12 protein-coding genes are annotated in these 12,453 nt (G+C 66.0%); 10 read left to right on the forward strand and 2 right to left on the reverse strand.

Annotated elements, in window-relative coordinates:
- Together FM113_RS13570 and FM113_RS13575 are read right to left on the reverse strand one after the other, a co-directional pair.
- A partial coding sequence (locus FM113_RS13570; protein ID WP_087015359.1) for an iron ABC transporter permease occupies positions 1–860 on the reverse strand: 860 nt, incomplete at its 3' end.
- Positions 857–1,870 carry an ABC transporter substrate-binding protein gene (locus FM113_RS13575; protein ID WP_087015360.1) on the reverse strand — a complete coding sequence of 338 codons (1,014 nt, stop codon included), beginning with the start codon at positions 1,868–1,870 and terminating at the stop codon, positions 857–859. The genes FM113_RS13570 and FM113_RS13575, both read right to left, overlap by 4 nt.
- 124 nt (positions 1,871–1,994) lie before the next feature.
- Here FM113_RS13575 and FM113_RS13580 point away from each other — a divergent pair, with 124 nt between their 5' ends.
- The 10 genes from FM113_RS13580 (at position 1,995) to FM113_RS13625 (ending at position 12,428) form a co-directional block, all read left to right on the forward strand.
- A complete protein-coding gene (locus FM113_RS13580) occupies positions 1,995–3,014 on the forward strand; it encodes a GlxA family transcriptional regulator (protein WP_254909014.1) in 1,020 nt (339 codons plus the stop codon).
- Positions 3,015–3,171: 157 nt separating this feature from the next.
- Positions 3,172–3,555: a BlaI/MecI/CopY family transcriptional regulator gene (locus tag FM113_RS13585; protein ID WP_087015362.1), complete on the forward strand. Its 384-nt coding sequence runs from the start codon at positions 3,172–3,174 to the stop codon at positions 3,553–3,555.
- 4 nt (positions 3,556–3,559) lie between these two features.
- Positions 3,560–4,366: a M56 family metallopeptidase gene (locus FM113_RS13590; RefSeq protein WP_087015363.1), complete on the forward strand. Its 807-nt coding sequence runs from the start codon at positions 3,560–3,562 to the stop codon at positions 4,364–4,366.
- A gap of 77 nt (positions 4,367–4,443) precedes the next feature.
- Positions 4,444–4,671, forward strand: coding sequence for a heavy-metal-associated domain-containing protein (locus FM113_RS13595; protein ID WP_087015364.1), 228 nt, complete (start codon positions 4,444–4,446; stop codon positions 4,669–4,671).
- The gene (locus tag FM113_RS13600) at positions 4,664–6,733 is read left to right on the forward strand and encodes a cytochrome c oxidase assembly protein (protein ID WP_087015365.1); all 2,070 of its coding nucleotides are present in this window, start codon (positions 4,664–4,666) and stop codon (positions 6,731–6,733) included. The genes FM113_RS13595 and FM113_RS13600 overlap by 8 nt, the downstream gene beginning before the upstream one ends.
- Positions 6,730–8,985 carry a cation-translocating P-type ATPase gene (locus tag FM113_RS13605; RefSeq protein ID WP_087015366.1) on the forward strand — a complete coding sequence of 752 codons (2,256 nt, stop codon included), beginning with the start codon at positions 6,730–6,732 and terminating at the stop codon, positions 8,983–8,985. Before FM113_RS13600 ends, FM113_RS13605 begins: the two co-directional genes overlap by 4 nt.
- 26 nt (positions 8,986–9,011) lie before the next feature.
- On the forward strand, positions 9,012–9,197 hold the full coding sequence (locus tag FM113_RS13610; protein ID WP_087015367.1) for a hypothetical protein: 186 nt from the start codon (positions 9,012–9,014) through the stop codon (positions 9,195–9,197).
- Positions 9,198–9,316: 119 nt separating this feature from the next.
- Positions 9,317–9,907, forward strand: coding sequence for a DUF5134 domain-containing protein (locus FM113_RS13615; RefSeq protein ID WP_087015368.1), 591 nt, complete (start codon positions 9,317–9,319; stop codon positions 9,905–9,907).
- A 65-nt stretch (positions 9,908–9,972) separates the two neighbouring features.
- Positions 9,973–10,710 (forward strand): YcnI family protein, encoded by a 738-nt coding sequence (locus tag FM113_RS13620; protein ID WP_087015369.1) that lies wholly within the window; start codon positions 9,973–9,975, stop codon positions 10,708–10,710.
- Positions 10,707–12,428: a copper resistance CopC/CopD family protein gene (locus tag FM113_RS13625; protein ID WP_087015370.1), complete on the forward strand. Its 1,722-nt coding sequence runs from the start codon at positions 10,707–10,709 to the stop codon at positions 12,426–12,428. Before FM113_RS13620 ends, FM113_RS13625 begins: the two co-directional genes overlap by 4 nt.
- Positions 12,429–12,453: the final 25 nt, after the last annotated feature.

Raw genomic sequence — 12,453 nt, forward strand, 5'->3', positions numbered from 1 at the left:
GCGTGGGGAATGATCAGACCGACGAAACCGATCGCACCGCTGACCGCGACAGCAACACCAACCAAGAGCGAGGTGATGACGAAGAACACGAGGCGCCCACGCCCCACGTCCACCCCCAGACTCACCGCGGTCTCGTCGCCCGTCAGGAATGCGTTGAGAATCCGGGAAAGCAGCACCAATAGTACGGTCGCCACCACTAACACCCCTGCGGGGAGGCCGAGGTCGTCCCAGTCCGCTGCGGCGAGGCTCCCCGCAAGCCACGACAGCACCTCACTCACACCGCCGCCGGGGGTGCTCGCCCGGAGAACGAGGTAACTTGTGACCGAACTCAGCAGGTAAGACATTGCAACTCCTGCCAGCACGAGCCGGTTCGGGGTTACCCGTCCCCGGCGCTGCGCCAGCAGGAAAACGAGGAGCGTCGTGAGGAGCGCGCCGAAGAACGCGGCAACCGGCACCGAGACTGTGGCCAGTGACCCGGTCGCGAGGGTAAGCATCGCAACAGCGGCGACCGACGCGCCGGAGGACACCCCGAACACGAACGGGTCGGCGAGCGGGTTGCGTACGACCGCTTGGAGGACCGCGCCCGCAACGGCCAGCGCAGCCCCGACGAGGAAGCCGAGTAGTGCGCGCGGCAGCCGGAACTCCCACACGATCTGCGCCTGGGTCGCGGTGAACGAAGTTCCGGTATCCCAGGGAATGAGGTGATCCGCGACCACACCGACGACGACGCCGGGATGGATCGGAACCGACCCGACCGCGACAGACAGAACCACCGCAACGACCGCCGCGACGGCAAGCACGAGGATCGTGGTGCGCGGACGCCGACGACGTCTGCGCACCACGATGTCAGCGCGGGTCACGAAGCGGGGACCGGCAGGTCCAGACCGTGCAGCCCGTTCGCGATCTGCGTGAGCCCTCGCATCACAGAGATCGAGGCGTCCGTGTCGGCGACCGGGATCTCAACGAGCCGGTCCTCCTGAACGGCAGTGAGTTCGGGGAAGGTCTGCCGCAGGAAGGCGCTCAGGGTCTCGTAGTCCTGGCCCTCGAACGTCCCGACCAGGATCACGTCTGGCTGAGATGCGGCGAACTCTTCCTTGCTGACGTAGACCGCGTCCCGAGGAAAGACATTTGTGCCGCCGGCTGTGGCGATCGCATCGTCGTAGATGCCACCGGCCAGGACGATAAGCGGTCCCTCACCTCCGTTGTAAAACGCGACCGTGACCTCTTCCTGCCCGGCCACCGCGTCGATCACCGCCTGACGCTGTTCCTCAAGGGATCTGATGAGTTCCTCGGCGCGATCGCTCGCCCCGAAGATCGTCCCGAGGTCGCGGAGCGCGTCGAGCGGGGTATCCAGCGTCATATCCACGGCGCCGCCGGAGTCCGCGTCGCAGACGTTCGCGCCGTATACTTGGGCGCCGCTCTGCTCGAGTTGTTCGACTGAGGCGTATCCCATCGAGGTATCGAAAGCGTAGCCGACCAAGGATTGGCCGAGCACAAGATCCGCGTCATAGCTGAGCACGGTTTCTTTGTCGGGCCATCCCATCGCCGTTCCGATCGAGGGGATGTCCTCCACCTCCGGCGCCACGGACTCGGGATACGTCGCGTAGTCGCCTGCGCGAGCCACCACCCGGTCTCCCAGTCCCAGCGCGAGCATCATCTCGGTCGGCGCCTGCCACAGGCTCAGCACCTTTTCGGGAGCCGAGTCGAAGCTCAGTGTGCGATCGCAGTTCTCGACCGAGATGGGGTAGCCCTGCGCTTCGGATGACGGTGTTCCGCTGGGCTGCGGGGCTTCAGGAGGTGTACACCCGGCGAGTACGAAGATGGTAGCGGCGGCAACCACACCGGTGGCTGCCTTTCGGTTGAGGGTCATGAGTTCCTTGCTGCTGTGTCCACATACGAGATGATCTCCACATGATGTAGAGATAATCCATCATCGCCTCAAGCCTCGCGCTGGGACAAGTGGCATAAATGCCGTGTTGCGATAGATTTACGACATGAGCCATGCCTCGATGCTTTCCAAGCAGAAGAAGCCGCACCGCATCGCAGTGCTCGTGATGGAGCATGCGCTTCCGGTGGAAGTCAGCATGCCGTTCCTAGTCTTCGGCGCACCCGCCCTCGGGTATGAACTCATGCTGTGCGCCGAGACGCCAGGGCCAGTCGAAACCGATCACGGATGGTCGGTGACGGTGCAGCACGGGCTGGACGCTCTGGCGACCGCAGACACAGTCATCGTCACGGCCTTTCGCGGCTTTCTCGACACCCCCTCGCGCGATGTCCTCGCGAAAATGAAGAGTGCGCACGACAGCGGAGCGCGTATCGCATCCATCTGCACCGGCGCGTTTGTGCTCGCCGCCGCGGGACTGCTTGACGGACGCCGAGCCACGACCCACTGGCAGTTCGCGGCAGATCTCGCCCGGATGTACCCTGCCGTTCGTGTCGATCCGACCCCCCTCTACATCGATGAAGGCAACATCATCACTTCGGCAGGCGTTGTCAGCGGGATTGACCTCTGCCTCCATCTGCTCCGCGATGACCGTGGAGCGGCCGTCGCCAATGAGATCGCCAGCACGATAGTCGCCTCACCCCACAGAGATGGCGGCCAGGCACAGTTCATCCGCCGCCCGGACGGCCCACCGCGATCAGCCGGCGGGGTTGGGGCGACCCAGGACTGGGCGCTCGCGCACCTCGATCAACCGCTCACCGTCAAGGACTTCGCCTCGCACGCGGGGGTGCCCGTGCGCACATTCGAACGCCGCTTCGCCGCAGAGAACGGCGTTTCACCGATCAAATGGCTGAATGCCGCGCGCATCGACCATGCGCGCAAACTTCTAGAGACGACTGATGTGAGCATCGACGACGTCAGCCGGGTCTGCGGACTGGGGACACCGGCGAACTTCCGGCAGCACTTCCGCCGAGCAACAGGGACCTCGCCGAGCGAGTATCGGCACACCTTCGCGTCTGTCGGCTCGCCGAGGGAATGGTCGAGGACACATAGCCCAGCAATATCCGTTTAGCCTTCAATGGAAAAGATGCCACCATGACCGCAGGACACCGGGGAGAATGCGAGCGAACTGACGTCCAGTACGAAGTCCACCGAGACACATGGACGAGACGGGTTTCTACGTCAGGATGTAGAGTTGAGGCTGGGCAGGCCGAACACGGAGGTGCCAGATGGCGGGCGAGCGCACGCGCGAACGAGGTGAGCTTGAAGGCGAGGTCATGCGCATCCTTTGGGGGGCATCCGAACCGTTAAGCGCCCGTGACATCCAGGCCGTGTTCACTGGGCACGTTCCTGCATATACGACGTTGATGACGGCCCTTGAACGGTTGCAGAAAAAGGGCGATGTCGTCCGTTCCGGTGACTCGCCCCGGAAGGTTCGCTTCCATGCGGCACGAAGCGGGGACGAGCATGTCGGTCGCTCGATGATGACCGCCTTGGACGGTGCTGGCGATCGGCAGGCTGCGCTATTGCAGTTCGCCGGAAACCTTGCCGAAGAGGATCTCGATCTGCTCCGTAGCGCGCTCACTGGCAAAACCTCGCGCAAGCGCAGGTGAGACGTTGATCGCCACGGCCTCCCTCCTCGTCGCAGCAGCGCTAGTTCTGCTACTCGCGCCTCTCGTGCTGACTGCGGGACGGTGGCAGGTGCGGCATCCGCGTATCGCGCTGACACTCTGGTTCTGCGCCTTCTTCGCCGGGATCGGATTCGCCGTGGCCTCCGCCGCCACCGCGCTGATGTGCGCAGTCGGCGGGGTGAGTCCGGCGAGTTCGGGCGAAGCTTTGGTACTGACGCTCGCCGGCTGGTTGAGTCTCGGGGTGATCGCCGCGGTGATCGCCTTCGTCTCCGCGTCCGCGGAGCCGCTCGCCGACTCGTGGCGGGAAGCGGTCGGTCGCTTCGCGCCGGTCGCGGTCTCCCGCGAGGACTCGGATGGTGCGACCCTGGTCTGGTTCAACTCCGACGAGCCGGTCGCATGTGCCGTTCCTTCCCATGAGCCTGAGATCTTTCTCTCCACGGCACTCAGAGACCTTCTGAGCTCTCCCGAGCTTCGCGCTGTGATCGAGCATGAGCGTGCTCATCTACGTCAGCATCACGGGTGGGCCGTGCGGATCGCCGAGGTCAACGCCCTCTGCCTCCCCCGGCAGTTCGCGGGCGGGCGCGCCCTAAAGAGGGCCACGCTGCTGCTCATTGAACTCATCGCGGACGATGCCGCCGCTCGCCGCGCCGGTGCCGTCCACCTCGCGAACGCGCTCGCGACTATGGGGCGCACGACAGCCGATCCTGGCCTGGAGCTTCGCGCCGATCGTCTCACCCTTCGCCGCTGGAAGAAACCGCGCAGCCAGCGACGCGCAACCCTCGTGCGCGCCTGACCTGGTCTCTGCCAGCCACCCGGATCTACGACACGATGTAGAGTTAAGGGAGTGGTCCGGCGTCAAGAGGAGTGGTCATGGCCGAGTTCGAGTTCTGGGTGAACGGGATGACCTGCGAGCACTGCGAGCGTGCCGTCACTGCGGAGCTCTCCGCCCTTCCCGGCATCATCGATGTCCAGGTCGATGCCGCCTCCGGCCGTGTCAACCTGGGCCACGAAACGCCCGTTGATCTGAATGCGGTGGAGTCGGCAGTCGAGGACGCCGGCTACACGGTGCGGTCCTGGCCCACGACCACGAATGCCTGACGCCATCACCGCCACCCCCGCTGCGGCACCCGTGCCCATCTCGGATCCTCGAATCCGCAGGCCCAGGAGCGCGGTGGCCGCGCTCCTGATCGGCGGGGCCGCCCTCGCCCTCGTCGTCTTCCCGGTCGTTGTGGCGGTCATGCTCGGCGAAGAACCGTACGACCGATTGCATGTCGGGTATCCCGGTGTCGATGTCGCCGTGGTCACCACGATCCTGCTTTCCGGTGCCCAGCTCGGAACCCTGGTCACCAGTGGGGCTCTGGTGCATGTGATGTTTCTGCGAGACGCTCCAGCCCGTAAAGCGCGGTATCTCGAGGATGGTTTCGAGATCTCGGTGCTGCGCGTCGCCTCCGGTGTGTGGGCAACCTGCGCGGGTGCGTTGGTGGTCTTCGAAGCGCTCGACTCCAACGGCACTCCGTTGGAGCGACTGGCTACTCCCGGGGCATTGCCGTATCTGTGGGAGGCGAGTTATGCGCCGAAGGCGTGGACGATCAGTTTCCTGGCGGCGTTGATCGTCTTCTTCGTCTCCTTCTTCGCAGAACGGTGGACGGGTTTGCTGATCCCGTTGTGGGCGACCGGAATCGCGGCGCTCGCACCTGTTGTCACCGGGCAAGTCCTCGTGGGACCGGACCACGACTTCGGCAGCGACGCCGCGATTTTCCAGACCGTCGCCGTGAACGCGTTCTTCGGAGCGGCCGTGGTTGCCGTCGTGCGCGTGGTCTCCGGGCGGCTTGTCTCGCCGCTGACCTTGCGGCGACTGTTCCGGATCGGAGCCGTCGCACTCCCCGTCGTCATCGTCTCCGATGTGGTCATCGCCGTGTTCAAGCTCGCCGGCGGCAGCATCACCGCCTCGCTGACCGGGTGGCTGATCCTCGCCGGCTTCGCCTGCCTGGTTGCGATCGCGGTGGCGTTCGTTACCGTCGCGACCCTCGCGCGACGGGGACAGCTGCGGGCGGGGCACATCACCGGACTCCTCTCCCTAGCGGCCGTGGCGGTGGCGGGGTGGACAGGTGTGGGCGTGGCGATGACACGGCAGCCGCCGCCGCAGTACTTCGTGCCGACGAGCATCGAGCAGGTCTTCATGGGCTTCGAGGTCCCCGACGCTCCGACGCTCGGAGTGTTGTTCGGGCAGTGGCGACCGAACCTGCTGTTCCTGGGTATCGCCGCGACAGCGATCATCGTCTACCTGGTCGCCGTGCGCACGCTGCACCGCCGGGGTGATCGGTGGCCTCTCGGCCGGACAGCCGCGTGGATCGGCGGGTGGACGGTCGTGATCGTCGCGACGAGTTCCGGGTTCGGGAAGTACTCCGCCCCGGATTTCGGGGTGCACATGATCGTGCACATGTCGCTGAATATGCTCGCCCCCGGGCTTCTCGTCCTCGGCGGCATCGTCACGTTGCTGCTGCGGGCATCCCGCTCGGACCGAACCAAGCCCGCGGGCCTGCACGACTGGATCACGTGGGTGCTGCACTGGCGGGTGCTGCAGTTCCTCTACAACCCGCTGATCGTGTTCGTGGTCTTCATCGGCTCCTACTACGGCCTCTATCTCACCGGCATCTTCGGCGACTACATGCGGTTCCACTGGGCGCACCAGCTCATGAACCTGCACTTCCTCATCGTCGGCTACCTCTACTACAGCCTGATCATCGGCGTCGACCGGCCACCACGCCCCCTGCCGCACATCGGCAAGCTCGGGTACGTGCTGGCGGCGATGCCGTTCCATGCCTTCTTCGGGGTGATCCTGATGACCAGCCCTAACATCATCGCCGAGACCTTCTACCGCTACCTCGACCTGCCCTGGGCCGATCTGCAGGCTCAGCAGTATCTCGGTGGCGGTGTCGCCTGGGCGGGTGGGGAGATCCCGCTGATGATCGTCATCGTCGCACTTGGCATCCAATGGAGCAGGCAAGACGCTAAGGATGCCCGCCGTAAGGACCGGCACCTCGACACCGGCCGCGATGACGAGTACGACGCCTACAACCAGATGCTCCAACGCCTCACCGATCGCGACGCGACCCGACCCGGCCCCCGACCGACCGTCCGAGAGGACACCCACTCATGACGACGACAGACACCACCACCCCTGTGGTCCTCGCTCCGGTGGAGCTCGACATCTCCGGGATGACCTGCGCGGCCTGCGCGGGACGCGTCGAGCGCGCACTGGGCAAGCTCGACGGGGTGACAGCGAGCGTCAACTACGCCACCGAACGCGCCATCATCACCGGCCTTCCCGACAACGATGTCGAGACGGCCATCCGGCAGGTCGAGAACGCCGGATACGGCGCGCACCTGCGCGATGGCAGCGACGACGCCTGGTCGACGCGCGCCACCGAGGTACGGATCTCGTCGCTCCGGAGGCGCCTGGCTGTGTCCGCGCTGCTCACCGTCCCGCTCATGGACATCACGATCGTCCTGGCCCTCGTCCCCGGATGGAGGTTCCCCGGCTGGGAATGGGTGTGCGTGCTGATGGCGCTGCCGATCGTGACATGGGCGGCGTGGCCGTTCCACCGGGCGACGCTCCGCAACCTCCGTCACTGTGCGGTCAGCATGGACACGCTCGTCTCTCTCGGCATCGCCGCGTCCTTCGGGTGGGCGATCCTCACCCTGCTGCTCGGGTTCGGCACCACCGAGGCCGCCGGCTACTGGCTCGGCTTCGGCGTCACCCCCGCAGGTGCCGACTCCATCTATCTCGACGTCGCCGCCGGCATGACGACCTTCCAACTCGCCGGCCGGTACTTCGAAACCCGTTCACGCCGCAAGGCCGGTGACGTGCTCGGCGCTCTGAACGCCCTCGCCGCCACCCACGTCCGGGTCGTTCGCGACGGCGTCGAGACGATCGAACCCGCCACCGCACTCCGCGTCGGCGATACGTTCGTCGTCCTCCCGGGAGAGACGATCCCCGCTGATGGCACCGTCCACGCGGGCGCTGCTGCAGTGGATGCGAGCATGATGACCGGGGAACCCGTGCCTGTCGCGGTCGGCCCCGGCGCCACGGTGACCGGCGGCACGATCAGCACCGACGGTCGCCTGGAAGTGACCACGACCTCGGTCGGCGCCAACACCCAGCTCGCGCAGATGGCCGCGCTCACCGAGCAGGCCCAGGCGCGCAAAGCGCGCGTGCAGAACCTCGTCGACCGGATCGTCACCTGGTTCGTCCCCGCCGTCATCACCCTTGCGATCATCGTCACCATCGCGTGGACCCTCACCGGCACTCCGTTTGCGCAGGCGTTCGGCATCGGGATCAGCGTCCTCATCATCGCCTGCCCCTGCGCGCTCGGGCTCGCCACGCCGACTGCGCTCATGGTCGGGATCGGGCGGGCCGCGACGCTCGGCATCCTGATCAAAGGCCACGACGCCCTCGAAGCCTCTGGCACCATCACCACCGTCGTTCTCGATAAGACCGGAACCCTCACCACCGGACGCATGACCGTCGAAACCGCGACCCCCTTTGGAATCGCCGATCATGAGCTGTGGCGTTTGGCCGCGTCCGTCGAGCAGGGTTCCGAGCATGCGATCGCCCACGCCATCCAGGACGCCGCCCGCGCTCACGTCACCGACCTTCACCCGTTGGAGGACTTCACCGCCCTCCCCGGTCTCGGTGCTACCGCCCGCATCACAGGGAGCACCCTCCTCGTCGGGAACGCCGACCTGCTCCGCGAGCACGGCGTCGACCTCACCCCGGCGGTCGCAGCTCTCGCGGATGCCCACGAGCACGGGCACACCGTCGCACTGGTCGCTCGCGACAGGCAACTGATCGGCCTCCTTGCCCTCGCCGACACCATCAAGCCTGGAGCTGCGGACGCCATCACAGCGCTGCACGCCCAGAACCTCACCACCGTGCTCCTCACCGGCGACAGCCCTGCTGCCGGCGCTCGCATCGCGGCCGAACTCGGCATCGAACGCGTCCACGCCGGCGTCGCCCCTGCCCAGAAGGCCGATGTCGTCCGCGAACTCCAAGCAGCCGGAGAGAAGGTCGCGATGGTCGGCGACGGCATCAACGACGCCATCGCCCTCGCCACCGCCGACCTCGGGCTCGCGCTCGTGTCCGGCACCGACATCGCCCTCAAAGCCGCGGACATCATCCTCGTCCGCGACGACCTCCACGTCATCCCCGATGCGATCGCGATCTCCCGCAAGACCCTCCGCACCATCCGCACCAACCTCGGCTGGGCCTTCGGATACAACATCGCCGCCATCCCCATCGCTGCAGCCGGGTTCCTGAACCCTCTCATCGCCGCCGCCGCGATGTCCCTGTCCTCCGTGCTCGTCGTCTACAACAGCCTCCGCATCCAGCGCGTGCGCAGCACCCGGTAGGAGAACGTCAGAAGACAACTATCCCGATGGAGTTCTTCCTACCGCTGTCCCTTGCCGCGATGCTCTACCTCCTCGTGCTCTGGATCGCCCTCACCGCACCACCACGGCCCCCACAGCTCTCAGATCCCACCCTGCGCGACGAATGGGACTCCGTCGCCTTTCGGGTACGCAAAGGCGTCGAACGCCTGCGCAGGCGCTTGCGCAGGTGGTAGCGCCCTCGCGGGAGCCGGAACCGGCTCACCCGCAGAGGCGCTGTGCGCAGGCGTTTTGACCTCGCGATCGCCACCCCGCTAGTGTATCTACTACATGTTGTAGAGATAAGGTGTGTGGCATGCTGTCTGACCCGGTGCTCCAATGGACGCTGACACTCGCCTTCTCCGCGACCGCCGCGTACGCCACACTGCGACTTTTCACAGACCGCAAGCGGCTGCTCATCGTGGGCAACTCTCTGCACCTGGTAATGAGCCTCGTGATGATCGCCATGTGCTGGCCGTGGTGGACCGTACTGCCGTCACTCCCGCAGACGCTCTTCTTCTCGGCCGGCACGGCGTGGTTCGGTGCGGTCGCGCTCCTCCAGACACGGCGTCGCATCACCCGGGCTGCCGTTGGCGGACACAGCGCGTGGCATCAGGTGGCACACGCGATCATGATGCTCGCGATGGTGTGGATGCTCCTCGCGATGCCTTCCGGAACCGACGCCACGACGCATGCCCACCACCATGGAGGACTCGAGCCATGGGCGGCCCTGACCGGGGTTGCCATCACCGCGGCACTGGCGACATCCGGGGTCGTCTTTCTGGTCGAGCTCGTCCGCTGCCTGCGCGGGCGTACCACCTGGCTCGGGCACACCGGGGATGTCGCCTCCGGGACGCTCATGAGCTTCGGCATGGCAGCGATGTGCTGGCCGATGATCACCGGCTGAACACCCTTGACCACCACCATCAATCCGCCGGCCTTGCCGGCGGGCCAACAAGAAAGAGAGACACCATGAGTACACGACGCACCAAGAGACCCCTTCTGATCGGAACCGGAGCCCTCGCGGCTACTGCCGCACTGATTCTCGGCGGCGCGGTCGCCGCGAGCGCACACGTCGGCATTGCCGAAGGCCCGGTCGAGGCCGGCTCGTACTCGATCCTCACCTTCGGGGTGCCGCATGGATGCGATGGGTCTGCGACGACGGAGGTGGCGATCCAGATCCCCGAGGGCATCAACGCCGTCACCCCGACCCGCAACGGCCTATACACGGTCGAGAAGGTGATGGAAGACCTCGCCACCCCCATCACTGACAGTCACGGCAACGAGGTCACCGAACGGGTCGCGCAGGTCGTCTACACCACCTCGACGCCCCTGCCCGATGGGCAGCGGGACGCGTTCGAGCTCTCGCTGCAGATCCCCGAGGACGCCGCAGACACCACCCTGTACTTCCCGACTGTGCAGACGTGCGAGCAGGGTGAGACCGCCTGGGTGCAGATCCCGGAAGAAGGTCAGGACGGCCACGAGCTTGATGCACCAGCCCCCAGCGTCGACGTCGTCGCAGCCAGCGACGCTGGATCGCACGGGCACGGTGACAGCTCCGAGGCCACCGTCGATGCGCACGACGAGGATTCGGCATCCGCGACAGCTCCTGCAGATCAGACGCCGCTCGTGGTCACCTCGCTCGCCGTCGGGGCCCTCGGGCTGATCGTCGCGGTGATCGCCCTGCTGAGGGGACGCAAGAAGGCGTGAGCACTCTCATCGCCGGGAAACGCGCACCGCGACGCGCTTCCGCCCTGGTCCTTCGTGCGCTGGCAGCCCTCCTCCTCGGCTGGTTGCTGGCGCTCACGGGAGCACAGGCGGCGTCCGCGCATGCCGAGCTGCTGTCCACGACACCCGAGGACGGTGCCGTACTCGATGAGGCTCCCGCGGAGGCGGTGCTGACGTTCAACGAGCCCGTACAGCTCATCGACGGCAGCATCCGCCTGTTTCCCGGCGATGAAGACCCCCTCACCCTCGTCGCACACGTGAACAACACCAGCGTCGTCGCCGCGCTCCCCGCCGACCTTGCGGACGGAGCCCATGCGCTGAGCTACCGCGTCGTCTCAGCAGACGGGCACCCCATCTCCGGCGCGATCACCTTCACCATCGGAGACGGCCAGGCGGACGGCGCGACGGCTCCCCTCGTGGAAACCGCGACCCCGCCAGATACCCAGTTCGCCGTCAGCGCCCTGACGGCACTGCAGTACCTCTCGCTCCTGGTCTTCGCCGGCCTGATTCTGTTCGAGCGACTGGTGCTGCGCAGCACGGCACCACCTGAACGCCGGTCCAGGAACATCCTGCGACTGACCGGCATCGGAGCGGGGACCGCCTCGCTGCTGCTCATTCCCACGTCAGCGCTCAACGTGACCGGAAACCCACTGACCGCGGTGATCGATCCGACTGCCTGGTGGTCGGGTGTCTTCTGGGCACCGGTGACTGCGGCCATCATCGTATGCGCAGGGCTCGCCGGAGCAGCCGTGCTATCGATACGACAGCTGGGGAGCAGAGGGATGCGCCTGCTCGCCGTGCTGCCGCCGCTCCTCGCACTGGCCGCGCCCGTGCTCGTCGGACATACCCAGCTGATGGAACCGCGAGCGCTGATCATCGCCGCCGACCTCGGACACCTTCTCGCCGGCTCCTTCTGGACAGGAGGAGTCCTCGGCCTCCTCCTATTCCTCGCGGCCACCCGCGTGACCAACGCCCAGGAGGCAGGCACCTCACCTGCTCTCGCAGCGAAGGTCGTGCAGAGGTTCTCCCGCGTCGCGGTCTGGAGCGTCGTTATCCTCGCAGTCAGCGGAACTGTCATGGGCATCATGATCGTCGGAAGCGTCGACGCTCTCATCACGACCAGCTACGGGCTCACCCTCCTGCTCAAGATCGGGATCGTCATCCCCGTCATCGCGATCGCCGCCTACAACGGGCTCCGACTCCTCCCACGGATCTCGTCACGACCGACCGCAAGCATGCAATGGCAGACGCTCACCCGAGCCCTCAGCTACGAAGCAGCCCTCCTCATCGCGGTTTTGCTCCTAACCGGCTTCCTCACCAACCTCAGCCCTACGCATGAAAACCACGAGACACCAAGTGCGAGCACACCGACGCCCGCACAGACCATCGCCATCGACGCGGACGCTCAAGGACTCACGCTGCGAGGTGAACTCGAACCAGCACTGACCGGCGACAACAAGATCACCTTCACGCTCGAATACGACGGCAAACCAGTCGCCCCCGACGAGGTGACCATTCGCACCACTCAACCTGAGCACGACCTCGGACCGTTCCAGTCCGTAGCCGAACTCGACCCTGAAACCGGTGAATACTCCGCCCACCTGGACATGCCCGTCGCAGGTGAATGGGAGATACAGGTACTCGCCCGCGTATCCACCTTCGCTCAGCCGATCGTCACGATACCTGTCACCGTCAACTAAGCAGATCGCCGAGGCTTCTCATGTT

Origin of the sequence: Leucobacter sp. 7(1) (assembly GCF_900163635.1) — a bacterium.
Classification (GTDB): domain Bacteria; phylum Actinomycetota; class Actinomycetes; order Actinomycetales; family Microbacteriaceae; genus Leucobacter.